21 protein-coding genes and 2 tRNA genes are annotated in these 23,468 nt (G+C 57.6%); 9 read left to right on the top strand and 14 right to left on the bottom strand.

From position 1 onward, the window contains the following. Genes A4E33_RS10450 through A4E33_RS10475 form a run of 6 tightly spaced genes read left to right on the top strand, consistent with a single transcriptional unit; the run spans position 1 to position 6,075 of the window. Positions 1-942 (top strand): respiratory chain complex I subunit 1 family protein, encoded by a 942-nt coding sequence (locus tag A4E33_RS10450; RefSeq protein WP_292347917.1) that lies wholly within the window; start codon positions 1-3, stop codon positions 940-942. Further along, complete coding sequence (locus tag A4E33_RS10455) at positions 939-1,631, top strand: hydrogenase subunit (RefSeq protein WP_292347919.1); 693 nt, start codon at positions 939-941, stop codon at positions 1,629-1,631. Before A4E33_RS10450 ends, A4E33_RS10455 begins: the two co-directional genes overlap by 4 nt. Then, positions 1,628-3,109 (top strand): proton-conducting transporter membrane subunit, encoded by a 1,482-nt coding sequence (locus tag A4E33_RS10460; protein WP_292347920.1) that lies wholly within the window; start codon positions 1,628-1,630, stop codon positions 3,107-3,109. Before A4E33_RS10455 ends, A4E33_RS10460 begins: the two co-directional genes overlap by 4 nt. Continuing rightward, positions 3,109-4,689 carry an NADH-quinone oxidoreductase subunit C gene (locus A4E33_RS10465; RefSeq protein ID WP_292347922.1) on the top strand — a complete coding sequence of 527 codons (1,581 nt, stop codon included), beginning with the start codon at positions 3,109-3,111 and terminating at the stop codon, positions 4,687-4,689. The genes A4E33_RS10460 and A4E33_RS10465 overlap by 1 nt, the downstream gene beginning before the upstream one ends. Before the next feature lie 9 nt (positions 4,690-4,698). Beyond that, positions 4,699-5,232, top strand: coding sequence for an NADH-quinone oxidoreductase subunit B family protein (locus tag A4E33_RS10470; protein WP_292347924.1), 534 nt, complete (start codon positions 4,699-4,701; stop codon positions 5,230-5,232). A gap of 57 nt (positions 5,233-5,289) precedes the next feature. Then, entirely contained in the window at positions 5,290-6,075 is a 786-nt protein-coding gene (locus tag A4E33_RS10475) for an alpha/beta fold hydrolase (protein WP_292347925.1), read from the top strand. A 53-nt stretch (positions 6,076-6,128) separates the two neighbouring features. Here the strand turns inward: A4E33_RS10475 and A4E33_RS10480 are convergent, their stop codons facing one another. Genes A4E33_RS10480 through A4E33_RS10490 form a run of 3 tightly spaced genes read right to left on the bottom strand, consistent with a single transcriptional unit; the run spans position 6,129 to position 7,850 of the window. Continuing rightward, positions 6,129-6,641, bottom strand: a complete 513-nt coding sequence (locus A4E33_RS10480) for a Mut7-C RNAse domain-containing protein (RefSeq protein WP_292347928.1) — start codon at positions 6,639-6,641, stop codon at positions 6,129-6,131. Then, a complete protein-coding gene (amrS, locus tag A4E33_RS10485) occupies positions 6,607-7,620 on the bottom strand; it encodes an AmmeMemoRadiSam system radical SAM enzyme (RefSeq protein ID WP_292347930.1) in 1,014 nt (337 codons plus the stop codon). The genes A4E33_RS10480 and amrS overlap by 35 nt, the downstream gene beginning before the upstream one ends. Before the next feature lie 5 nt (positions 7,621-7,625). After that, positions 7,626-7,850, bottom strand: coding sequence for a hypothetical protein (locus A4E33_RS10490; RefSeq protein ID WP_292347932.1), 225 nt, complete (start codon positions 7,848-7,850; stop codon positions 7,626-7,628). Between the two features lie 20 nt (positions 7,851-7,870). On the opposite strand from A4E33_RS10490, the gene pyrH reads away from it, so the two are divergent. From pyrH to nth, 3 genes are all read left to right on the top strand, one after another. After that, positions 7,871-8,575 carry a UMP kinase gene (pyrH, locus tag A4E33_RS10495; RefSeq protein ID WP_292347934.1) on the top strand — a complete coding sequence of 235 codons (705 nt, stop codon included), beginning with the start codon at positions 7,871-7,873 and terminating at the stop codon, positions 8,573-8,575. A gap of 129 nt (positions 8,576-8,704) precedes the next feature. Beyond that, a tRNA-Pro gene (locus A4E33_RS10500) sits at positions 8,705-8,779 on the top strand. 8 nt (positions 8,780-8,787) lie between these two features. Further along, the gene (nth, locus tag A4E33_RS10505) at positions 8,788-9,447 is read left to right on the top strand and encodes an endonuclease III (RefSeq protein ID WP_292347936.1); all 660 of its coding nucleotides are present in this window, start codon (positions 8,788-8,790) and stop codon (positions 9,445-9,447) included. Between the two features lie 772 nt (positions 9,448-10,219). On the opposite strand, the gene A4E33_RS10510 is transcribed toward nth, so the two are convergent. The 11 genes from A4E33_RS10510 to A4E33_RS10560 form a co-directional block, all read right to left on the bottom strand. Then, positions 10,220-11,251, bottom strand: coding sequence for an inorganic phosphate transporter (locus A4E33_RS10510; RefSeq protein WP_292347937.1), 1,032 nt, complete (start codon positions 11,249-11,251; stop codon positions 10,220-10,222). Positions 11,252-11,282: 31 nt separating this feature from the next. Further along, on the bottom strand, positions 11,283-11,912 hold the full coding sequence (locus A4E33_RS10515; protein WP_292347938.1) for a DUF47 domain-containing protein: 630 nt from the start codon (positions 11,910-11,912) through the stop codon (positions 11,283-11,285). A 57-nt stretch (positions 11,913-11,969) separates the two neighbouring features. Then, on the bottom strand, positions 11,970-13,160 hold the full coding sequence (locus A4E33_RS10520; protein ID WP_292347939.1) for an inorganic phosphate transporter: 1,191 nt from the start codon (positions 13,158-13,160) through the stop codon (positions 11,970-11,972). Further along, positions 13,157-13,786 carry a DUF47 domain-containing protein gene (locus A4E33_RS10525; protein ID WP_292347941.1) on the bottom strand — a complete coding sequence of 210 codons (630 nt, stop codon included), beginning with the start codon at positions 13,784-13,786 and terminating at the stop codon, positions 13,157-13,159. Before A4E33_RS10525 ends, A4E33_RS10520 begins: the two co-directional genes overlap by 4 nt. A gap of 162 nt (positions 13,787-13,948) precedes the next feature. After that, positions 13,949-15,874: a PAS domain S-box protein gene (locus A4E33_RS10530; protein ID WP_292347943.1), complete on the bottom strand. Its 1,926-nt coding sequence runs from the start codon at positions 15,872-15,874 to the stop codon at positions 13,949-13,951. A gap of 151 nt (positions 15,875-16,025) precedes the next feature. Continuing rightward, positions 16,026-17,306 (bottom strand): hybrid sensor histidine kinase/response regulator, encoded by a 1,281-nt coding sequence (locus A4E33_RS10535; protein ID WP_292347945.1) that lies wholly within the window; start codon positions 17,304-17,306, stop codon positions 16,026-16,028. Then, positions 17,303-19,693 (bottom strand): response regulator, encoded by a 2,391-nt coding sequence (locus A4E33_RS10540; protein WP_292347947.1) that lies wholly within the window; start codon positions 19,691-19,693, stop codon positions 17,303-17,305. The genes A4E33_RS10535 and A4E33_RS10540 overlap by 4 nt, the downstream gene beginning before the upstream one ends. A 13-nt stretch (positions 19,694-19,706) precedes the next feature. Beyond that, on the bottom strand, positions 19,707-22,094 hold the full coding sequence (locus tag A4E33_RS10545; protein ID WP_292347949.1) for a methyl-accepting chemotaxis protein: 2,388 nt from the start codon (positions 22,092-22,094) through the stop codon (positions 19,707-19,709). Positions 22,095-22,233: 139 nt separating this feature from the next. Next, positions 22,234-22,776, bottom strand: coding sequence for a chemotaxis protein CheW (locus A4E33_RS10550; RefSeq protein WP_292347951.1), 543 nt, complete (start codon positions 22,774-22,776; stop codon positions 22,234-22,236). Then, positions 22,773-23,249, bottom strand: coding sequence for a chemotaxis protein CheW (locus A4E33_RS10555; protein ID WP_292347953.1), 477 nt, complete (start codon positions 23,247-23,249; stop codon positions 22,773-22,775). The genes A4E33_RS10550 and A4E33_RS10555 overlap by 4 nt, the downstream gene beginning before the upstream one ends. A gap of 94 nt (positions 23,250-23,343) precedes the next feature. Then, positions 23,344-23,415, bottom strand: a tRNA-Ala gene (locus A4E33_RS10560). Positions 23,416-23,468 lie beyond the last annotated feature (53 nt).

Raw genomic sequence — 23,468 nt, forward strand, 5'->3', positions numbered from 1 at the left:
ATGGCACCGGATTTCGTCCTGTATATCATTTTCAATACCCTGTTTGTCCTTGCAGCAGCTCCCCTCTGGATCAGCGTGATAAAGAAGGTGAAGGCATGGACGCAGGGGCGGCAGGGACCGTCGGTCTTCCAGACCTATTATATGGTTGCCAAACTGCTCAGAAAGGAGGTGGTGTACTCCTCCACCTCATCGCGGATCACCCGCTTCACGCCCCTCGTGACGATGGCAGCGATACTCACGGCCGCCCTGTTCGTGCCCCTCATCTTCGTACCGGAGCCGGCAGGAGGGATCGGAAATATCATCCTTTTCCTCTACCTGCTCGCCCTTGCCCGCTTCTTCATGGCCCTTGCCGGCCTCGATGCCGGCAGCACCTTCGGTGGTATGGGCAGTTCACGGGAGATGAGCATCTCCGCCATTATCGAACCGACAACCATTATTGTCTTTGCCGCGCTGGCATTCGTGTTCAGGACCACAAACATCTTCGACATGTTCGCCCGTTCAGCGGCAACAGGGACCATCACGACTCCCATCCTCATCCTGATCGGGATCTCGCTCTTCATCATCCTTATCGTCGAGACATCGCGGATACCGGTCGATAACCCGGAGACGCACCTCGAGCTGACGATGATCCACGAGGGGATGATCCTCGAGCAGTCCGGCCGGAACCTCGCGCTCATGGAACTTGCAGCCGCCGTCAAGCTGACCGTTCTCATGGCGCTCCTCATCAATCTCATCGTCCCGTTCGGTCTCGCAACGACCCTGACTGCAACCGGCCTCCTCATTGCAGCCGTCCTCTTTGTCGTCAAAGGCACGATCCTTGCCGGCATAATCGGGCTCTTTGAGTCTTCCATGGCGAAGATGCGGTTCTTCCAGCTCCCAAGCCTGTTTGCCATGGCCTTCTTCTTCTCGGCCCTCATCATCATCATCGAGGTGTTTGCATGATCGATACAGCCCTCGTTCAGGGAATTATCCGGATCCTGCTGGTCTGCATCATCATCACGGCTGCGTACATCATCTCGACACGGAACCTTCTCTCGCTCGTCTCCATGTATTCGCTCCAGTCCGTGACGCTGGTCTGTCTTGCCCTGGCGCTCTGGGTCCTTGAATCTTCGCCGGTCCTTCTTGCGATCGCTGCTGTTTCACTGGTTTCAAAAGCAATTGTCATCCCCTACTTTATTGCGACGATTCAGGAGAAGATACGGATCAGGCGCGATATCGAGTTCCATTTCCTGAGCCCGACAACGTCCCTCCTCTTCTCCATGGCGCTCATGCTCGTAGTCTATACAGTGCTCTCACACATCCTGCGGGATATACCAGCCCGGGACAACCTCTTCTTCTTCGGGGCAGTCATCGGGATCTCGCTGATGCTGATGGGCATGATGGTGATGCTCTCCCGGAAGCGGGCGATCACCAAGGTACTGGGGTTCCTCTCGATGGAGAACGGCGTTCTGCTCTTCGGCATGTTCGTGACGGAGCTCCCGTTCATCATCGAATTTCTGATCATCATCGACCTGATCATCCTTGTGCTCCTGACCACGATCCTGACGGTCGGGATCGATTCGACCCTCGAGGACTACCATAAGCGTCTCCACAGATTCCGCCTCGTCGGTGGGACGGAGGAACGGCCATGATCCTGCTGGGCTATATCATGGCCGCGCTGGCGGCACTTGCTGCCATCGTCCTCTCGTCCACCCACCGCCGCATGAATGCAGCCTGCATTCTCCACGCGGCCCTGACCGTGGTCCTGACCGTGTATGTCCTGCTGTTCCAGCAGGTTCCGGTTGCATCGTTCCTCATCGGCAGCCATTTCTTCTTCATGGACCGCCTGGGCCTGTATGAAGTCCTTATAGCGTCGGTGATCTTCACCTGCGCGGCAGTCTATGCCGGGGGGTACGTGGAGAGCCTGCTCTCCAGCAAGGAGCTTGACCAGGGCAGCCTGAAACTGTTCTATTCTTCGTGGACCATGCTCCTGCTTGTCCTGGTGCTGGCATTCTTCTGCGACAACCTCGCCCTCTTCTGGATCTGCGCCGAGCTGACCACCATCCTGTCAGCCCTGCTTGTCGCGATCCTCTCGGCACGGGAGAACATCGATGCGGCGATCAAGTATATCTTCATCGCGTCGGCCTCCATGCTCTTCTCGTTTGTCGGGCTCATCTTCCTCTTCGAGACCTCCCGGACCGTGCTCGGGACCGGTACCCTGAACTGGACGGCACTCATGCAGCACGCGTCTGCTTTCCCGGCAGGTATGGCACTTGCCGCCTTTGCTCTGGTCTTCATGGGCTTTGCCGCAAAGTCCGGCATCTTCCCGTTCCATACCTGGCTTCCGGAGGCCCATGCAAAGGCCCCCTCGGCAGTGAGCGCTGTCCTCTCGGCGGTCCTGCTGAATGTTGGTATCTATGGCATCCTGCGGGTCTACGCCATCGTCCACCAGACAACGGCAGCGGCGACGATCGCCCCGCTCCTCGCCGTGTTCGGTTTTTTCACCGTCGGAATCGCCGCGTTCTCCATGCTGCCCCAGAAGAACCTCAAGAAACTGGTTGCATTCTCGAGTGTCGAGAACATGGGGCTCATCCTCATCGGGATCGCGGTCTCGACGCCCCTTGCCATCTTCTGGGTGCTGTTCCATATCATGGCGCATTCCCTGACCAAGGCATCGCTCTTCTTCTCGGCCGGCATCCTGCACCGGCAGTACCGGAGCAGGCTCTCGACCGATGCTGACGATGAGATCCGGGACGTGTTCCGGCTCCAGCCCCTTGCGGCGTGGGGTATTATCATCGGAGGGCTTGCCATCACCGGAATGCCCCTGTTTCCGGTCTTCTTCTCGAAACTCTTCATCCTGCGTGAGCTCGGGCAGGCATCGATGCCGGCGCTCTTCCTCCTGCTCGTTCTCCTGTTCGTCATCGCTTCGGCTCTCGGATACTTCGTCATTGCGGCCTTCTGCCGGGTCACCGAGGCAGGTGCCTCATCCGACATCGTGCCCTACGTAACCCCGCTGACCATGAAGATCCCGCTCGTCCTGCTCATCGGTCTCATCATCATCACCGGCGTTGTTTTCACCCGGGGAGAAACCGCGTTCTTTGAAGGGATCGTCCAGGAGCTGCGATTCTGATGACACAGACACCGTATGACGGAACCTGCGGGATCCGCGAACTGCTCGGTTTTACGATTACCGATGACCGGATAACCCGTGGCCCTGCCCATGAATATTCTGTCCGGGTGGATGAACAGGAGTACGTGCAGGCTGCAGAGAACCTTGCCCTCCACGACTTCGCTCTTGCCGCCCTTTTTGCCTGCGAAGAATTTTCAGGTCGGGGCCGGTATTCGATCTTCTCAGTTTTCGAGAGAAAACAGGACATCCTCATCCTTGTCCGGGATGTGGACGGACATGCCGTATCGATCGCCGGCCTGTTCCCGTCAGCATGCTGGTACGAACGGGAATGCCGGGACGGTTTCGGCATCACCTTCGACGGCGCATTCGACACGCGGCGGCTGCTCCTCCACGAGTGTTACCCCGACGGGTATCACCCGCTGAAAAAGGAGGTCCCCAACAGATCTCCGGAAATTGCAGGGGACTGGGGTCCGGAGCGCGAGTACCCCTTCAGGGTTGTCAATGGCGAGGGGGTGTACCAGGTCCCTGTCGGGCCCGTCCATGCCGGCATCATCGAGCCCGGGCATTTCCGGTTCAGCGTTATCGGCGAGACGATCTTCAATCTCGAGGTTCGTATGTTCTACAAGCACCGCGGGATCGAGAAACTGGCGGAGGGGCGGCTGCCTGCGGACTGCCTGCCCGTTGCTGAGGCTGTCAGCGGCGACGAATCCGTAGCGAACGCAACAGCCTTCTGCATGGCAGTGGAACAGGCATCGCAGATCGCGGTTCCCGGTCGTGCATGGTACCTGCGGACGATTCTGCTTGAACTGGAACGGATCGTCTCCCACCTCAGCGACCAGGCCGGGATGCTGGTGGATGTCGCGTTCCCGCTCGGGGCAAACCAGTTCTCGGTACTCCGGGAGGAAATCGTCCGGACCAGTGCCCGCCTGACCGGATCGCGGTTCATGCGGGGCAGGATCCGGATCGGCGGCGTATCGGAAGACATCAGCAGCGATACCCTCTCGGGGCTCGTTGTCTTCCTCACAGAGTTCAGGAAACGGTACCGGGTCGGGCTCAAGATCGTACTCTCGACCCCATCAGTCATTGATCGTTTCGCAACAACCGGTATCGTCAGGAAATCCCTGCTGCGGCCGCTGAATATCACCGGCCCGGTTGCCCGTGCTTCCGGCGGGAATAGCGATGTCCGGGTGAACCGCCCCTACGGCATCTATGACCAGTACACCCCCCGGATCCAGCCGCTCAGCGACGGGGATGTTCTTGCGCGGTTCACGGTCAAGGCATCGGAGATCATGGATTCGCTCGATCTCATCGAGCGGCTTGTCGCAGACATCCCCGGCGGAGAGACCTGCAGCAGCGATGCGGTCCGGGACGGGCACGCGCTCGCGGTCATAGAATCCCCCCGTGGCCAGAACCTCTGCTGGGTGAGGATCAGGGACGGCAGGATCGACCGGTACAAGGTCCGGACGGCATCGTTCTGCAACTGGCTTGCCATCGAGCACGCGGTGCAGGGAAATATCCTCGCGGATTTCCCGGTGATCAACAAGAGCATGAACCTGTCCTATGCAGGGACGGACCTGTGAGGGATGACGATGGTGAACGCACTGACCTGTCTTATCCGGAAAAAAGTGACCGGCGACTCCCCGGTGACCGATGAAGAAGTTGAAGCCATCGGCCGCGAACTCCGGTGCAGCATCGACAAGGTGTTCGGCCACAGCCTTGCGATCCGCGAGCTCGACACCGGCAGTGACAACGCGACCGAGATCGAGATCAATGCCCTGAACAACCCGTTCTACGACGTGGAACGGTTCGGCATCTCCTTTGTTGCATCCCCCCGCCACGCGGACGTGCTCCTGGTCACCGGTGCGGTCACCCATAACATGGCCCTTGCAGCCCGGAAAACATACGAAGCGATGCCAGCCCCACGGTTTGTTATTGCAGTCGGGGACGATGCCTGCACGGGCGGGATATATGCGGGGACATACGCTGTTCTCGGAGGTGCGGACAAACTCTTTCCCGTGGACCTGAAGATCCCCGGGAACCCCCCGTCCCCCAAAGAGATCCTTGCCGGCCTGCTCGCCCTGATGAAACGGGCGGAGGCAGACCGCAACCGGCGGTTTTTCTGATTCACCGGCGTTCCGCACGGGGCACCTTTATACCCCCGGAAAATAACCGGTTACCCTATGAGAACGGTCCGGAAATGGGGGCATGGACCCTATACCGTTGCAGTCATCCACGGCGGCCCGGGAGCGCCGGGCGAGATGGCGCCGGTTGCACGCGAACTCTCGGCCTTCACCGGTGTGATCGAGCCGTTCCAGACAGAGGTGACCCTTGACGGCCAGGTACAGGAGCTCCGCCAGGATCTTGAGCAGGATGCACAGGTACCGGCAGTTCTTGTCGGGTTCTCGTGGGGTGCTTTCCTGTCGTGGCTGACTGCCGCACGGTACCCTCACCTTGTGCGAAAACTGATTCTCGTCTCCAGCGCACCGTTCGAGGAATCCTATGCAGCGACCATAACGCGGACCCGGCTCGACCGCATGAATGCCGCAGAACGTATGGAAACAAAAAGCCTGATGGCGCAGATTGACGACCCGGACGTATCGGACAAGGATACGATCCTTGCACGGCTGTCCCTCCTCCTCGCCAAGGCAGATGCCTGTGACCCGATATCCTATGTTGACGAGACCTTCCACACTCAATCCGGTGTCTTCCGCGGTGTCTGGGACCAGGCGGGAGATCTGCGAAAGAAGGGTGTTTTACTCCAGATGGCGCATGCCATCCGGTGCCCGGTTGTTGCGATCCACGGGGATTATGACCCTCACCCGGCGAAGGGTGTGGAAGAGCCGCTCTCCCGTGCATGTCCGGATTTCCGGTTCTGCCTTCTGGAAAAGTGCGGCCACCGGCCCTGGATAGAACGGGAGGCATCGGACACCTTTTATGAGATCCTGATCCGGGAGATCAAGGAATGAATGGCAGCCCTGCAGTCTCCGATCCCTGCTGCCGTTTGATCTGACAGAGGATCTTATTCCCTGAGTTCCCGCTCCACCCGCTGCTCCAGCTGCCTCCCATGCGAGCCGTTCCAGTAGAGCCTTTTGCAGTGACGGCACCAGTAAAACGTGAGGTTCCGCCAGTCTTTCGGTGCATATTCGCATCTTTCGATCTCGCAGGTGTTGGCTTCCCGCAGCTCCGAATTGCACAGGGAGCACCTGCTCATCGTAATCCTCCGGACAACGAGGTGCTGGTCGATGAGCTGCTGCACCTGTTCCATCACGTTGTCCGATCTGATCAGGAGGGCCGATGCATCCCCGCGCCGGGCAAGTTCCGCATCCTTTGTCAGCAGCAGCCGGTGCTGCTCCTTTGCAAGGGCAAGGAGCCGTGTGTCTTCCCGGGGGTCCCCTTCGGCAAGGCCGTTCGCGCTTGTGGTGTCGTATCCCATGAACCGGAGGTACCGGGTCAGTGTCCCGAGCATACGGTCGGTGATGAACTTCTGTTCCGTGGGCTTATGGGACATGACGCACGACCTCGATCGTCTCACCGCATTTCCTGCACTGCTGCCCGTCAAGATCCACGAACCGGCTGGCAAACCCCCGGCGTTCGATGAGTGTTGAGCCGCAGGAAGGACAATAGGTATTCTCGTACTGCGGGATCCAGACATTACCGGTATAGGGATATCTGAGGCCGAGCTCCTTTGCCCGCTTGTAGATCTTTTCCAGGACCGCAGGCGGTGTTGCCGGGCGGTCCGTCATCTTGTAGTCGGGATGGAATGCCGAGAAATGCATCGGCGTTGCCGGGCCGAGGTACTCGATCACCCAGCGGATCAATGCGGAGATCTCGTCCATGCTGTCGTTCAGGCCCGGTATGACCAGCGTGACCGTCTCAATATGCATCCCCAGCTCGCGGGCAAGGACAGCAGAGTCCAGCACCGGCTGGAGCCGGGCCCTGCAGACCTTTTTGTAAAAATCGTCGGAGAATGACTTGATGTCCACCCGGAACGCGCCAAGCATGGGGGCAAGCTCCTTCAGGGCTTCATCGGTGATGTACCCGTTGGTCACGTAGATAGTACCGAGACCGCGCTTTTTTGCCAGAGTTCCCATGTCGAGCGCATACTCGTGCCAGATCGTCGGTTCGTTGTACGTCCACGAGATGCTTGCACACCCCCCGGCAACAGCCCGCCGGACCCCCTCTTCCGGCGGGAGATCCCGCAGTCGTGCCCCCGCCAGGGTTGCCCGGGAGATATGCCAGTTCTGGCAGTGCTCGCAGTGGAAGTTGCACCCGATCCCCCCGAGGGAATAGGAGAGGGTGCCGGGAAGGTAGTGAAAGAGAGGTTTCTTCTCGATCGGATCGATTGCCTCTGCGCTGATCCTGCCGTACGTTTCAGCAAACAGGGTGCCATGACTGTTGCCGCGGACCCCGCAGATCCCGTGCTTTCCGTCCTTTATCGTGCAGCGGTGATTGCAGAGCGAGCAGGTCACTGAGCCGTCGTCATTCTTCCGGTACTGGCGTGCCTCGTGCATATATGTTATCGTTCCTTTGTATGGGAACGGACAGGCCGTTTGTGCAGCCGTTCATCGCGTTCCACGTTCTTCATCCCTTCTGGTGAATCGACCTCGAGAACGAACGATCCCCGGTACCCGCAGTCCTTGCAGACATAGATGGAACCGACATATCCGCCAGCTTCAGGAAAGATTTCCTGGCTCTTGCATTTCGGGCAGTAGAACATACCAAAGAACTCTTTATGGTGCATCCACTACAAAAACTAGTGCAATGAAGAAGGTTGTTATCTCGCTTGGCGGTTCGATCCTCATCCCGACCCTTGAGAAGCATACGGTGAAGGAGTATGTGCCGGTCCTGCGGAAGATTGCAAAACAGCACCGCCTCTTTGTCGTTGTCGGCGGTGGCGGCGAAGCCCGGCGGTATATCAGCATCATGCGCGACCTTGGAATCGATGAAGGTACTTCTGACGAGATCGGTATCCTGATCACGCGCCTCAACGCAACCATGCTGATCGCGGCCCTCGGCGAGGATGCATACCCGAAGGTTGCCGAGTCCCATGCCGAGGCGAAGAAGTTTGCCGAGACGGGCAAGATCGTCGTGATGGGCGGGATCACCCCCGGGCAGACGACCGATGCGGTGGCAGCAGTGCTCGCGGAACGGGTCGGGGCATCGGTCTTCATCAACGCGACATCGGTCGACGGTATTTATTCGGCAGACCCGAAGAAGGACCCGGGTGCGAAGCGGTTCGATGCAATGACCCCGAAGAAACTGCTCGAGATCGTGGGTGGGACCGCGCTTGGCGCCGGTTCCAACAACGTGCTCGACATTGTTGCTGCCCGGGTTGTGGAGCGGAGCGGAATCCCGCTGGTAGTGCTGGATGGGCGCAACCCGAAGAACCTTGAGGATGCAATCCTGAAGGGGAAGTACCGGGGCACCGTTGTCTCGGACGTAAAGAAGAAACCGCTGCCGGTGTAATATTTCTTACAGGGAGGGGTCCCTCATACGTACACCGATACGTTATCTCCCAATGTCCCCAATAACACGCGGCTGCAGCCGGTCAACACCATCACCTATTTTTAGATTCCGCCCCAACTATCATGGCACGGGGCAGTAGGGTAGCCTGGTCCATCCTAGAGCGTTTGGGACGCTTTGACGGCGGTTCGAATCCGCCCTGCCCCATTGGAACCATGAGAAAACAGGACGCTGCACGGATCTATGCCGCCCTGCTGAAACGGTATCCCAATGCCCGTGAACCGCCGGAAGCGGTCTGCCGGGGAACTCCGTTCGAGGTGCTCATCCTCACCATTCTCTCTGCCCAGACAACGGACAAAGCTGTTCTGAAGGTGAAAAAACCGCTCTTTTCACGATACCCGACACCGGAGACACTCTCGAAAGCGCAACAGTCCGACGTCGAGAAGATCATCCACAGCCTCGGCTACTATCATGCAAAAGCAAAAAACATCATCGCTGCATCGCAGGCCCTGCTCGATGAGTTTGGCGGCAGGGTACCGGGAACGATGGAGGACCTCCTCACGATACCGGGCGTCGGGAGGAAAACGGCAAATATCGTCCTCTACCACGCGCTCGGGAAGAACGAGGGGATCGCGGTCGATACCCATGTCCGCAGGCTTGCGCAGCGGATCGGCTTCTCCGATACCGATACCGTGGAGATCATCGAGCGGGACCTCATGGCACTGTTCCCGAAGAAGGACTGGGGCGACCTGACCGACGTCCTGATCGCCCACGGGAGGACGACCTGCGATGCGAAGAAACCGCTCTGCTCTGCATGTGTCATTTCCCGGGACTGCCGGTGGTTCCGTGAGAAAGTCTCCGACCAGATCTCCTGATCGAAACATCTCACTGCTGTGTGATTCACGCACGTCCCTTTGTATACTGAACAGGGAGGCAGCATTCATGAATTGTACCCCTCTGTCGAACCGGGCAGGAACATCCGACGCAACCGCTCGCACGAATTGCCTGACCTGGTAGTATTGCGGGGACCGGAGGGTTGGGACAGACTGCAAAAAGGGGGGAGGGGATACCCCCTCCCCCCCCTCTATGACCCTGCCCATGGCTGCACAGGAGTTATCGTCGTCAACTCTGCATCCGGCTGTTGTCAGACAGGGGGGATACCCCCCACCCCCTCACCCCCCATGCCGGGGGGTCACCCCCTTCAGAAAAAAAACTGGCCGGGGGGCAGGGGGTACCTCCCCCCCTCCCAAAAACGGCAGATTCCTGCATCCGGCCTGTAACCTGCATGGCGGTTCCGACGGAGGTTCTTGACGTGTCGGACGCACGGATTCGGTAACGGTATTCTTTTGGGAAGGATGGCAGGGGGGTACCCCCCTGCCCCCTCTCCCGGGGGAGTGGGGGGGTCACCCCCCTCCCGGAGAAAAATCAGAGGGGGGGATGGGGGTACCTCCCCCGCTCTTGCAGTTTTGTCGGTATTCCGATAATGCTCCCGATGGACCGGAATTGCTTTGTACGATCAATTCTGGAACGCAAAGTGAATTTGGATCATCCCCGGTATAAGGGAATCCCTTGTTGAAGCGCCGGATACTAAACGCGATTCTTCAGGAATACCGGTTTTTTGATGAAAACAGTCATTCACAGATACCGTCAGTACCCGACGATTACGCGCACAACGGCAAACGAGGCATAGCCGATTGCGGCGCTGATCGGGATCGTAAGGATCCATGCCCACATGATGTTCCGGGCAACGCCCCACTTCACCGTGCTCGAACCCATGGTTGTGCCGACTCCCATGATGGATGTGCAGATGATGTGGGTCGTGCTCACAGGTATCCCCGCGATCGATGCCCCGAGAATTGTCGTTGCACCCGCGGTCTCTGCTGCAAACCCGTGGACCGGGCGCAGCCTGGTGATCTTGTATCCCATGGTCTTCACGATCCTCCAGCCGCCCGACAGCGTGCCGAGTGCGATTGCCGTATAGGAAACAAGCACCACCCACATGGGGACCGGAAGGTGGTTGGGATCCACCGATGCCCCGAAATACCCGATGGAAAAAAGGAGCGGGAGAATGATCCCCATCGTCTTCTGTGCATCGTTTGTGCCGTGACTGAAGCTGTACGCTGCCGCTGAACAGAGCTGAAGTCTTTTGAAGTAAATCTCCGCAGACTGCTTGTTCGCCATCCGCGTCAGCCAGAGAACCGCTGCCATGAAGAGGAATCCGCAGATGAGCCCGATGACCGGTGAAACGAACATGAACGTCACGACAAGGATTATCGTCTCCATCTTGATGGCTGCAAGTCCGGCAGCGGAGATGCCGGCGCCTGCAAGACCGCCGATCAGTGCGTGGGAGGAAGATGTTGGCAGGCCGAAGAACCAGGTTATCAGGTTCCAAAGAATCGCACCCAGGAGTGCACTGAGGATGATATAAGGGACAACGGCAGTCTGGACAACGTCAAGGTGTATGATCTTGCTCACCGTGCTTGCTACAGCAACACCGAATCCGAAGGCGGCGATGAAGTTGAAGAATGCCGCGAAGAAGACCGCATTCCGTGGCGAGAGAACCTTGGTCGAAACAACGGTCGAGATGGAATTGGCCGAATCGTGGAATCCGTTCGTGAAGTCAAAGACAAGCGCTATTCCGATGATGACGATAATGAGTTCCCATGTCGCTTCGATCATGCTGTCATCTCACCGGATCCCAGGAAGACCGTCACGAGTGCCGGATCGCAATATCGGACAGCACGTTTGCCACGTCCTCGCAATAGTCCGTTGCGCTCTCAAGATGTTCGTAAATATCCTTGTATTTGATAATAGCAATAGCGTCGGTTGTCCTGAACAGGTCGGTGACTGCATGGGCGAGGACGTCGTCGGCAAGGTTCTCGAGCCGGTTCACCTCGATACAACGCTCTTCCACGTAGCGCGGGTCCTTGATCGATCGGATGCCTTTGACCGCGCTCTCGATCTCCACGGTGGACATGTGGATGAGTTTTGCCAGTTCGATCATGTGCGAATCGGTGCTGCTGATGCCGTAATAGAACATCTTCTCGGTTGCTCCGTCGATATAGTCCAGCACCTCGTCCATTGCTGAAGCGAGGCGGGAGATCTCCTCGGGATCGAGCGGCGTGATGAACGTGCTGTTCAGCTGTTCGTAGATGTCATGGGTGATCTGGTCTCCCTTATGCTCGAGCTTCTCAATCTCGTGGCGCTTCTCCTTGACATTGGTGAAATCCTCGGTCAGCGCCACGAGCTGCCATGCCGCCTCCTTCACAATGCCGGCCTGCTTCTCGAACATGTCGAAAAAAACCTTGTCCTGCGGTATCAGCAATTCCCGGAGACCCATAACAAACCCACCGGTAATCAGCAGCAGGTCATAAAAACATAGCGAAATTGCGTCCGGCTACAGGAGCACGAGAAATAAATCCACGGTGTAATACATGACAAATGCAACGACAACCGCAAGAGGGATGGTGATGATCCATGCCGTCACCATCTCCTGCACGACCCTCCACTGGACGGCGCTCTTCCCCCGTGTCGCTCCTACGCCGACAATCGCGCCGTTGATGGAATGCGTTGAAGAGACCGGTATCCCCCAGTGCGTCACTGCGGCGAGGATCGCGCTGCTTGCCGTTGCTGCGCAGAATCCCTGGTACGGGCGGATCTTCGTGATCTCCCGTGCCATCTTGTCCACGACCCGCCACCCCCCGAAACAGGTGCCAAGGCCGATGGCAATCGCCGATGAGAGGAGAACCCAGTCGGGCACGGCAAACGTGAGGAGGAACCCGGATGAGACCAGCAGTGCCGTGATCACCCCGACCGCATGCTGGCCGTCGTTGGCACCATGGGCTGTCGCCTGGATGAGGCACGCGAGCACGTGCAGGGGCTGGAAGATCCTCCGCATCCGGTTCCTCCGGGAATGGCGGAAGAGGTGGGAGACGATGACATCGAAGACGAAAGCGCCCACCATGCCGATAACAGGCGAAATGAAGATGAAGAGGACGATGGCCAGAAGCCCGCTCAGCTGCACAAGGCCAAGGAGCATCATTATGGGGATGACCAGCGATGCCCCGCAGAGGGCGCCGAGCATCGCCCCGAATCGTGCGTCCTCGTGGAACGATGCCGTGAAAAGGCCGAGGGCGATTGCCCCGATCACCGCGCCGGCGATACCGTACACCACGACTTCAGTGACGCTCCCCCACGAGGGCATGATGATGACGGAGAGGCCGGCGACTGCCATCCCGGCACCGAGCAGGCCGCCCACCATCGCGTGGCTGCTCGAGATCGGGATGCCGGAACGGGTGGCGACAAAGACGAGCATGATTGCTGTACCCATGGCAACGGTGATGGAAAGGGGAGTCAGGCCGGCATGACCGATGACGGCGGTCCCGATGGTGGCGGCAACTGCCGTGGTGAAAAGGTACGGACCGGCAAGGTTGCAGAGCGCGGTCAGGAGCACAGCCTTTGCAGGGGAGAGCGCCTTCGTTGCGACAACGGTGGCAATCGAATGCGATGCATCGTTGAGGCCGTTGACGAAGTTCAGGGCAAGAGCGAGGATGATACCGAAAAGGATGATTGGTTCAATGCCGGTCATGCATGTGCCTTGGCAATGTCACCGAGTGCATGACCGACGTCATTGCATTTCTCCATGACCTTTGCCATTCCCTCGTAGATATCCTTGAGCTTGATGATCATGAGCAGGTCTTTTGTCTTGAAGAGTTCGAGGATCGCCCGCGACAGGAGCTCGGTCGAGAGGTTGTACAGCCGGCTGATCTCGGTGACATGGGATCTGACCTCTTCCGGTTGTGTCAGGGCGGCGAGGTTCTTGGTAGCCAGGGAAATCTCGGCGGATGCCAGGAGGATGAGGTAGGAGTATTCCTTGAGCACGTCGTTTGTCTCGGGGATCCCGTAGTTGCAGAGCTGGTGGGTGACCCAGTCAAGCCTGTCCAAAACATCGTCGAGCACGGGGGCGAGCCGTGCGATCTCCTCAGGTTCGAGCGGCGTGATGAGTGACTCATCGAGATGTTCGAAGACCTTCCGCGTAATCTCGTCGCCATGGTGCTCGATCTGGCGGACTCTGTGGGCTTTCTCCGTGCCTCCGGGAAGTTCGTGGGTGATCTCGTTCAGCGTCGTGGCCGCTTCTGAAATGTTATCAGCCATCTCCACGAACAGGGTGAAAAAAACCCGGTCTTCCGGCAGGATAAGGTCGCGGATGCGCATGGTATGTGAGTGATCTCTGTGGGATGGTAATAAAGAATACGTTGCAGGTATTTCGTATCCTCTTTCCTGACAATAATTTTCTGAATCCTGACAATCAGAACGATTGGTTTTTACTCGCGGGAACACATGGCGGAAGGGCGATTCGTCGTCTGAAACAGCCGGTTAGATCCCCGCCTTCCTTCTCATCGGCTGGACGTCAGCCCCCTCGAGGTTGCCGGCAGCCCATACGTACCGTTCCCGTATCGTGGGGGGAAGGTCGCGTTCTGGTATGATCTCAAACCCGTAGGTCTGGTAGAACGGGATGAGACTCCTGATGGCGTGCATGTACAGATCATCGTTATGGCAGGCCTCGACGAGGGCACTTACTGCGATATGGGAATATCCCTTTTTCCGGTACAGGGCCGGTGTGAAAATTCCGTCCACTTCCATCCCGTCGGTATGGCGCCGGCACCGTGCAACGGAGACCGCCCGGTCATCCAGGAAAACAGCAAAGATCCGATCTGTTGCCGGGTCGCCCGTGGTGTCGTGGTACTCCTTCCAGACCTCGTCCGCGACTGAAAATTCCTCTGCCTCCAGCTCACGGACAACCGGAACGATTGCATCCGGTTCTGACGGCAGCCCTTTTCCCATCACATACCCGGGAGACAGGAGGGGATTCCCTGCGACGCCGGAAGGGATCCCGCCGACGCCCCTGATGCGGTAACCCTCCGGCGGCACGAGGATCTCGAACCGTATCCCTTTCCCGGGGATGCCGGTCTCCCGGATCCCGACCCCTGTCAGGATCAGGATCTCGTGGGCGAGAAAGAGGCCGCACCCGTAGGTCTCGCTCCGCTGGGTGAAAAGGGAGCTCTTGGCTGCTTCTGGGATGCCTTTCCCGTTATCCTCAACGATGATCGTACAGCCCCTGGTATTGATATGGTAGGTCACGACCACCCGGTCTGCACCTTTCCCGTCCTTCCGGGAATTCTCGAAGATGTGGTAAAAGACTGTCGGAATATGCGGATCGGTGAAGATCTCGAGACGGGCAGTCCATGATCGGAACGTGATATTCTTCAGTTCGCTGCGTTCTGCAGCAGCAGTGCTCGCCTGCAGGACCGGGATCCAGACCGGCGGGGTTGTCCCGATATCCCTGAATTCCCGCGAGATCTCGACCTGGCGCTGGATGGCATTGGCCGAATCCTGGATATTGGCTATAAAGGTCAGGACATCCGGGTCATTGAACTTCATGACCCCGATCGAGAGGTGGCCGTATAAGACTGCCAGTTTCTTGGCGATATCGTTGCGGACAATCCCGGCAAGGATATTCAGCCGGCTGCCGGTTGTCTGCAGTGCCGACTGCAGCATGACCTCCGGGGTGATATCCCGTATGACCTCGATTCCCCCCGTGATCTTTCCGTCCGCATCGGTGAGCACGGTAGCCGAGATGCGGAGGTGCGCCCCTTTCCCTTCATGAAAGTGGGGGATAAAGACCTCGCTGCTGTACGCCTTGGCCTCTTTCCTGACGCCGGGGTAAATTTCTTCGGGATTTTTCTCCGGATCAAGGATCATATCGACAAGGATTGGCCTGCGGTTTCCATAGAACGGGATCGCATACGCGTGATCCCCCCTGCCGAGCATATCCTCCTTCCCCGTCCCGGTCAGATCCTCAATTGCCCGGTTCCATGCAATCACCCGCCCGTCCCTGTCGATGGCAAAGGTCGGGTCCGGCAGGAACTCGATGATCTCGTGGAGCTGCTGCTCCGAGATCCGGAGGCTTGATGAAAGGTACGACACGACGGCGCCGACCATGATGAAGATGATGCAGCGTGCCATGACTGTGAAACCGAGGAGAGTCTCCTGCGGACCTGCAGCAAGAGCTATTGCAGCATATACGATGGCAATGCAGGCAGAAAAGACAACGCCCCGTCGTGGATACCAGTATCCCGTCAGGATGATAGGGAGGTAGAAGAACTGGGAGAAGACAACCGAGATGCCCTGGCTGAGGGCGATATAGTTTACTGCCGTAACAAGGACGGTAAGGCCGGTCAGAATCCAGAAACGGTTCCGGCGGGGCGGCTGCGTGTTGTCGAAAAGGTAATGCGGAATCATCGGAGGATCCGGTCCGTACTTCTTCCTGTGGTAACGTTCTGGCAGTCATCCGGTCTGGTCCGGGATATCACGAAAGGCTTTGCACAGGGTCTCATACAGCTGACCTCATTGTGGTCATGGCATCACGGGAAATCCGGGAGCATATGATGGTTCATGGTTTGATCCGGATCGCTCCTTTCGGGCACTTCATCTCGAACTTTGCCCCTTTCCCGGGAATACCTGTCTCCCGGATGACAATACCGGTTATGGTCAGGACCTCCCGTGTCAGGAAGAGCCCGAGACCGGTATTCATGCCGTACTCGTAAGCGAAGATCTTCTCCTTCTCTTCATCCGCAATCCCGATCCCGTCATCCTCGCAGATGATCGTGCCGCCCGACTCGTTCTCCTCGTACCGGAAGCGGATGGTTGTGGTCTTCTTTCCGTACCGCACGGCATTATCGATAAGGTTGAAAAAGACCTTCTCAATGAGGGGATCTGCATAGATCTCAACTGCGGAAGGAATAGCATTCTCCAGCCGGATCCGGCCAAGGGTAATATATTTGCCGGTATCATCCACCAGGTGCCGTGCGTTCTTCCAGACCGGCGATTTGACACCGATCTTCTGATATTCACCGGTAAATTCCACGGTATTGATGGTCTGGTTGACGATATCCATCGCGTTCGAAACGTCTGTCCAGGCACTCGCGGGATCCTTCTCCCGCCGTGCAAGGGAGAGTTCGAGGTATTCGCGCATTGCTGTCAGCTGGTTGCGGAGATCGTGACGGGTGATGCTTGCCATCAGCTGGAGTTTCTTGTTGGCTTCTGCCAGTGCTTTCTCCGCTTTCACCCGTTCAGCATTCTCGGCCTGCAGATCACGGTTTGCTTTCTTCTGGTCGGCAACTGCCTGCTGCAGCTGGTCGCTTTGCAGGTTGAGCCGTTCATGTGCTTCCTGCAGTTCCGCATTCTTCCGTACAGTGATCTCGTAGGTCGATAACAGGATATTGAGGATCTGCCGGCGGCCTGCCGTCAGGGTGTGGGATCCGTCCGCCAGCCTCACCTCCAGCGGGTAGCATGTCACGTCATCCCCGGTCTGCGTTGCCATGACCTCCTGGATCCGCGCCTCAATATCCTTCTGCTCGAACGGCTTGATGATGAAATTGTCCGCCCCCGCCTCGAGCCCGCGGACCACATCCACGGGGTCGAAGAGCTGGGTTACGATGATGACCGGTATGGATTTCAGGGCATCATCGGTTTTGATCCGCCGGCAGAGCTCGTACCCGTCCATCTCCGGCATCATGATATCCGTCAGAACGATATCCGGGCGGCCTGCCGCGATCTGCCCGAGGGCATCCCTGCCGTTCGCGGCAACGGTGACAGTGTGACCCTTCTTTTCGAGGATATACCGCAGCGATTCGGCCTGGGTCCTGCTGTCTTCAACAACGAGTATCTTCATCGTTTCCTCTCCAGAAGGTTCCGGATCACACTGAGAAGCTGGCTTTTTTCAAAGCTGGTCTTCCGAATATAGGCATCCGCGCCGACAGTGATTCCGTGTTTCTGGTCCTCAGCTGAATCAAGCGAGGTTACAAGGACGACCGGGAGCGCAGACATCCGGGCGTCCGCCCGGATCTTCTCTGTCAGTGTGAATCCGCTCATGCGGGGCATATCAACATCCGACACGACCATATCAAACTCATGCTCCTTAAGCATTGCGAGTGCTTCCATCCCGTCAACGGCCGTCCGGACAAAGTACCCGGCCCGTTCGAGAATGGTCTGGAGGAGAGCGCGCGAGGTGACCGAATCCTCGACAACAAGGATTGTCCTGAGATCCTCACCGCTGGCCGTGCCTGCGGGAACGAGTGGTGAACCTTTGATGGATTCCTGGATGAGCTCGAGAGCGTCCAGCACCAGCGCTACCTTCCCGTCTCCGAGGATGACGGCACCCGTTATCCGCTTAACCCGGCGAAGCTGGCTGCCGAGCGATCGGACAACGATCTCTTGGACCCGTATTACTTCGTCAACAATGCATGCGATCTGGCCGGCACCGTACGCCATGATCACGATTGGCACGTGTGCAGTTCCTGCCGGGAGGGAATGGTATTCCGTGATCCCGAGTGCTTCGGTAAGCCGGATCACCACAATTTTCTCACCCTGGAACTCGATGATCGGCCGGTCACCGGTCCGGAGGATCTCTTCCTGCTGGACACGGATAACCTGCCTTACCTGCTGCATGGGGAGTACGTATACCTGGCTTCCAGCCCTGACAACAACACCCCGGAGGGTGGCAAGACGGATCGGGACCTGCAGCTTGATGGTTGTTCCCTTCCCCTTCTCGGATGAAACAGAAACCGATCCGCCAAGCCGTGTCACGGTGTCTTCGACAATTGCCAGGCCAAGGCCACGCCCCGAGATATCGGTGACGATGGGACTTGTCGACAGACCAGAACGGAAGATCAGCCAGATGACCTCGTCATCGGACAACGCTGTGGCCGCATCGGGGGATACGATACCCTTCTCAACGGCCGCTTTTCGGATTACATCCCGGTCAATTCCGCCCCCGTCATCCGATACCTCGATTCCTACCTTGCTCCCCGAGAGAGGGATGATTCGGATCCGGACAATTCCCCGCACCTTCTTGTGACGTTCGGCCCGGATATCCGGGTACTCGATCCCATGGTCGATGCTGTTGTGAAGGAGGTGCATCAGGGAATCCTTCAGAGCCTCGAGTATCCGCCGGTCCATCTCAAGGTCGCTGCCTTCGATGACCAGGTCGACCTGCTTTCCGGTGTGCCGGGAATACTCCCGGACAAGTCCGCCAAATGGCTGGAGGACGTTTGCGACCGGCAGGAGGACTGCATCATGGATGAGATCGGAGATGGCAGAAGTGTTGGTCTCGAGTGTCGATCGATCGATCTCCGCGGCACGGACATGGACGCTCAGATCGTGCTGGAGGTAGGTAACGAACTCACGGTTATACTCGAGGAACTCAACCATCCGCTGAAGCGGCAGGACAAGATCCGGAGGGAGTTTTGTCTTCCTGATCCCAAAGGAAGCCTCCCGGAACCGGTGAAGGTCGTTCGATACCAGGGCCAGGTTCCAACGCCAGATGGCAAACCGGGTCATGATCTCCTCCAGTTCCTGCATCCGGTGCGTGATGAACAGCCGTGTTGTGAGAAGATCGTCAGCACCCGCAATGAGCCGGTCGAGCTTGTTGGCAGCGATCCTGACGGTTTTCCCGTCCCAGGTATCATGGGCTGCCATGCTGCGGAGATGTTCCATCCCGGTATCCGCATTCGGTTTCCCGGTATCAAAAATAGATTCACCGTCTCTGGGGGAGGGCGCATTACCCGCAGACATATTTTCATCGTTCATCCCGTTTCGGATACGCCTTTCAGCCGGGGGAGTTTCCGGTACCGCGCCATCCTGATGAGCGGCGGGAAGATCGCGTGTCATGGAGATGAGTGCCCTGAGTGACCGGGCAATTTCTGCAGGCGAGATACTCTCCACCCGCTCCCCACTCAGGAGCCCGCGGGTGATCTTGATGGCATCATGGAAAAGGTCGTACGCTCCTTCATCGGGGACGAACTCCCCCTTTTTCATCAGCGCAAAGACCGATTCGAGGTTCTGGCAGACCGACTCGATATCCCGGAGGTTGACTGCCCGGGCACTCCCCTTGAGGCTGTGGATCGTGCGGTATACCCGCTCCACCAGGGGAGAGCCGGGCGTGATACCGGATTTCTCGAGGGCGATGAGATCCCCGGTGATCTCGCTCAGGTGCTCATCCGCCTCCTCCCTGAATGTTGCAAGGAGCTGCTTGTGGAATTCCTCGTCCGGATCGATCATGTCGGCAGCGTCATCAGACGTGGTACTGGACCGTGATCTTCTTCAACCGCACGCCGAGCTCGTGCAGGTCCTCGGCAGTCTTCTCGGCTTTCCGGGTAATCTCGAGGTTCTTCTGGGCTGCATCGCGGATGTTCTCCATCGCAGCAGAGATCTGGTCCATTCCTGCTGCCTGCTCCTGGATCGACCTTGCGATCTCGATGGCTTCGCGTGACGAATCGGCAATCGATCGGGCAAGTACCTCGATGGCCTCCTTTGCATCGGCTGTCAGGCGGGCAGCCTCAGCTACCGAACTGGTTCCCTTCTCAGTTGAAATCACCGTGGATGAGACGCCACGCTGGATATCCGTCAGAATGGTACGGATGTTGCCGGTACCCTGTTTCGACTGTTCTGCAAGGTTATGAATTTCGTGCGCAACCACCGCAAAACCTTTGCCGAATTCACCGGCTTTCGCCGCTTCAATCGAAGCGTTGACGGCAAGCAGGTTGGACTGCTCCGAGATGTCGGTTACCGTCGCGATGATCTCCCCGATGGCCTGACTCTGTTCCGAGAGCTTGATGACATTCATTCCGATGACATCCATCTGGCGCTGGATATTGGTCATACCGTCAAGGATCTCCTGGACTGACTTCTGGCCTTCACCGGAGACCTGGAGGGCTTTCATTGCCTTCTCGGACATCTCCTTGGTCTTGACATTCACGAGATCCGTCTTTTTCCTCGCACTTTCGACCGTGTCTGAGGTCTGGTTGACCGTCGCTGCTGTCTGGGAACTGGCGGTTGAGAGCTGGGTGGTGATGGTCAGGATTTCGCTCGATGCCGAAGACAGGACAGAGATACCATCGTACAGTTCCTCGTTGATCAGCTTCATCAGCCGCTGCAGCTCGATACCGATGGTGTTGAGAGCGTCCCGGTATGCCACGAACTCGCCGGCAACCGGGATCTTCTCGTCGAACCGGGCCGTGAAGTCACCGGATGCGTAGAACCGTGAGAGGCGCATAGCCTCGTTAACCGGTTCCGTGATGGTCTCGAGCGTCTTGTTGAACCCGGCAATGATCATACGGTACCCGCCCCGGAACGCTTTCTCGTTCCCGCGAACCGAGAGGTCCCCGGCCCTGGCTGCATCCGTCAGCTTGATGGTCTCCTTGTGGAGGTGGTCAAGTGAGTCAACCATCATGCGGAGTGCAGGCCGGATCTCGTCACGTTCGTCAACCGGTTTGGCAAATTCCTCGATGTACTCACCGTTGGCGATCTTTTTTATATCTCCCACCACGTTGGTCTGGAGATCGTCGGCGAACTCATCCATGGTCGCGGCCATGACTCCAATCTCGTCCTCCCTGCGGATATTCAGACGGGCGGAGAGGTGGCCGTTCCTCAGTTCCTTAATCATTACCACGACCTGTTGCAGGGGCCCTGAAATGGACCTGCCAAAGAGAATAGCAATCGTGGCACCGATTGCCATCGATGCGATCATGAGGGCAAAGATGGTGTTCCGGATCGTGTCGATCGGGCCGGTATAATCCGACAGCTCCGCCCTCGAAACGATGTACCAGTCAAGGGGCTCGTAATAGGTGTAGGCATCGAGTACCTGCGTCCCGTCTACCTCGTGGGGAACTGCCCCGTCCTTTTTTGTGAACATCTCCTGGACAAAAACCATCCGGGACCAGTTCTGCCCCTCCAATGACGGGTGCACGAGAACGGTACCCTTGCTGTCGAGAACATACATATACCCATGCTGGCCTACAACCGTGTCGCGGATACTTGTCTTGACTACATCAAGGGTCTGCCCTTCAAGTGTTCCGACAAACAGGACTCCGATGATCTTGCCGCTGGGATCCTTGATGGGCTCGTACGCAGTAACATAGTTCTTGCCGAACAGGTCCCGCCTGCCATAATAGGTCTGGCCCTTGTTGACCGTGTAATCGTAGACATCATCGGTCAGGTGCGTACCGGTAGCACGGGAGCCGTTATAATCCAGGACGTTGGTCGAGATGCGGGCTGCATATCCCTCCGGGTATACCTGGAATACTGTTGCAGCACCTCCGACAAGGGACTGGACCTTGTCAACAATCTCGAAGTTGTCGTTCACGACGTAATGGGTCCCCTGATTGTCGACCAGGGTCATCTTCCCGTCGAGAATCTGCGGCGTACCCTTGCCGTAGAAATTCTGCCGGGCGACATTAAGGTCGGAGTTGACCTTGTTCCGCGTCAGCTTGTAGACATCGTTTGTCCACCCCTTCATGTCCTTGACCTGTGTCTCAAGGAGCGACTGCGTCTGTTCATTGATGACACTGCTCGAACTGGTATATGCCACGACACCGAGCAGTAGTGTCGGGATGATTGCGAGGAACAGGCAGATGACCAGAATCTTTGTTCCCACTTTCAGATTCGTGAAAAATTCGAGCATTCCCAGCCCACTTCCGGTATTCTCAGCTATAGTATGTCAATAGACTGACTGCATATTGCTTTAATGTAATGATCTGTATTTTGGATGCAAGGAATACCAGAAAAGGGAAGACCGGCCTTGTAAAAAGGGTATACCCTCTTCATGCATCTTCAACAACCAGCGCCGGATCTGAAAGGAGGGAATCAGCATCGAGCACGACAAGGGAATCGCTGACATACCCTTTGAGGTACCGTTTCCACGAAAGGTCGGTACCGGGAGTGGGCGGGACAATGAGGAAGGCAGGGATTGTCCCAAGCCCGGTGATGGTGTCTGCCAGGATCCCGAATGTGAGCCGCCCGTCGGTGATGACAATAACGCGGTTCAGATCGGTCAGCCCCTTCTCCGGCAGGGAGAACAGAATCCTGAGGTCTACGAGTGAGATGATCCGGCCACGTACTGCGCAGATACCGGAGATGAAGGGAGGCGCCCCGGGTACCGGTGTGATTTCACCGGTGAGGATCACCTCCTTCACGTATCTCGTCTCAAGAGCATATTCCTGGTACGCCAGCTGGAACCGGAGAACTTCCACAATCCCGGTCTCGACGGAGCCCGTTACCGGTTCTGCGATTTTCTTTGCCCGTTCTTCAAGGACCTTCCGGATAGTTTCCTCGCTCAGTCTGCCGTCAGCCCGGCCCTCCGTCATGGTGTTTTCTTCCTCCTCTGGTTCGACCCGGCCTGTTGCAGTTGTAAAATCCTGAAACTGCCCGGCTCAAGGAAACGTGCCAGATCGGTAAAGATGACCGTGCCGTCTGCTGTTATCCCTGCCCCGGGGGCGAGCGGTTCCTGTATCTCTGCTTTTTTATCCGGAACCGGCGGAACGGGGCGCTGATCGAGAACATGAGTCTCGTCCACCCAGAGAGCGGTGCAGGAGGCGCCTGTTTCTGCTACGATCAGCTGGTCTGTCAGTCGTGCGGCACGATCCGGGATTCCAAAGAAAGAACGGACTGAAAAGACCGGGACGATAAGTCCATGGAGGTTGACGGTTCCGGCCGGAACGGGCTGTCCGTTGCCGGAAGGTGCGGGGCCGAGCTGGACCATCTGGAGGACGATACGGACGGTCCTGATGGGCAGGGCACATTGCACGTCATCGACAGAGAACAGCAGATGGTTAATCATCAGATGATCCCTCATTGGTGCTGATGCAATAAAAAGGATTACGGGACGCTGGAGAAAGAATGAAGTCCTTACCGGAATATCGACTGAAAACAGATGGACTGGGCGGGAATTGAACCCGCGGCCTCTTCCATGCCAAGGAAGCGATCTACCACTGATCTACCAGCCCGCTCCTAACTAGTAGGACGGCATAGGTTAAAAGAATTGGGCTCCCGTGACCCG

The organism is Methanoregula sp. PtaB.Bin085, from assembly GCF_002067035.1.
Taxonomy (GTDB): Archaea; Halobacteriota; Methanomicrobia; order Methanomicrobiales; family Methanospirillaceae; genus Methanoregula.

Excerpts from the sequence above, each read along its gene's own strand:
- A4E33_RS10555 (WP_292347953.1), bottom strand. The coding sequence starts at position 23,249 with ATGATTAACCATCTGCTGTTCTCTGTCGATGACGTGCAATGTGCCCTG.
- A4E33_RS10450 (WP_292347917.1), top strand. The coding sequence starts at position 1 with ATGGCACCGGATTTCGTCCTGTATATCATTTTCAATACCCTGTTTGTC.
- A4E33_RS10475 (WP_292347925.1), top strand. The coding sequence starts at position 5,290 with ATGAGAACGGTCCGGAAATGGGGGCATGGACCCTATACCGTTGCAGTC.
- A4E33_RS10515 (WP_292347938.1), bottom strand. The coding sequence starts at position 11,912 with ATGGGTCTCCGGGAATTGCTGATACCGCAGGACAAGGTTTTTTTCGAC.
- A4E33_RS10525 (WP_292347941.1), bottom strand. The coding sequence starts at position 13,786 with ATGCGCATCCGCGACCTTATCCTGCCGGAAGACCGGGTTTTTTTCACC.
- A4E33_RS10460 (WP_292347920.1), top strand. The coding sequence starts at position 1,628 with ATGATCCTGCTGGGCTATATCATGGCCGCGCTGGCGGCACTTGCTGCC.
- pyrH (WP_292347934.1), top strand. The coding sequence starts at position 7,871 with ATGAAGAAGGTTGTTATCTCGCTTGGCGGTTCGATCCTCATCCCGACC.
- A4E33_RS10540 (WP_292347947.1), bottom strand. The coding sequence starts at position 19,693 with ATGATCGATCCGGACGAGGAATTCCACAAGCAGCTCCTTGCAACATTC.
- A4E33_RS10530 (WP_292347943.1), bottom strand. The coding sequence starts at position 15,874 with ATGATTCCGCATTACCTTTTCGACAACACGCAGCCGCCCCGCCGGAAC.
- A4E33_RS10550 (WP_292347951.1), bottom strand. The coding sequence starts at position 22,776 with ATGACGGAGGGCCGGGCTGACGGCAGACTGAGCGAGGAAACTATCCGG.
- A4E33_RS10470 (WP_292347924.1), top strand. The coding sequence starts at position 4,699 with ATGGTGAACGCACTGACCTGTCTTATCCGGAAAAAAGTGACCGGCGAC.
- A4E33_RS10490 (WP_292347932.1), bottom strand. The coding sequence starts at position 7,850 with ATGCACCATAAAGAGTTCTTTGGTATGTTCTACTGCCCGAAATGCAAG.
- A4E33_RS10545 (WP_292347949.1), bottom strand. The coding sequence starts at position 22,094 with ATGCTCGAATTTTTCACGAATCTGAAAGTGGGAACAAAGATTCTGGTC.
- nth (WP_292347936.1), top strand. The coding sequence starts at position 8,788 with ATGAGAAAACAGGACGCTGCACGGATCTATGCCGCCCTGCTGAAACGG.
- amrS (WP_292347930.1), bottom strand. The coding sequence starts at position 7,620 with ATGCACGAGGCACGCCAGTACCGGAAGAATGACGACGGCTCAGTGACC.
- A4E33_RS10455 (WP_292347919.1), top strand. The coding sequence starts at position 939 with ATGATCGATACAGCCCTCGTTCAGGGAATTATCCGGATCCTGCTGGTC.
- A4E33_RS10520 (WP_292347939.1), bottom strand. The coding sequence starts at position 13,160 with ATGACCGGCATTGAACCAATCATCCTTTTCGGTATCATCCTCGCTCTT.
- A4E33_RS10510 (WP_292347937.1), bottom strand. The coding sequence starts at position 11,251 with ATGATCGAAGCGACATGGGAACTCATTATCGTCATCATCGGAATAGCG.
- A4E33_RS10535 (WP_292347945.1), bottom strand. The coding sequence starts at position 17,306 with ATGAAGATACTCGTTGTTGAAGACAGCAGGACCCAGGCCGAATCGCTG.
- A4E33_RS10465 (WP_292347922.1), top strand. The coding sequence starts at position 3,109 with ATGACACAGACACCGTATGACGGAACCTGCGGGATCCGCGAACTGCTC.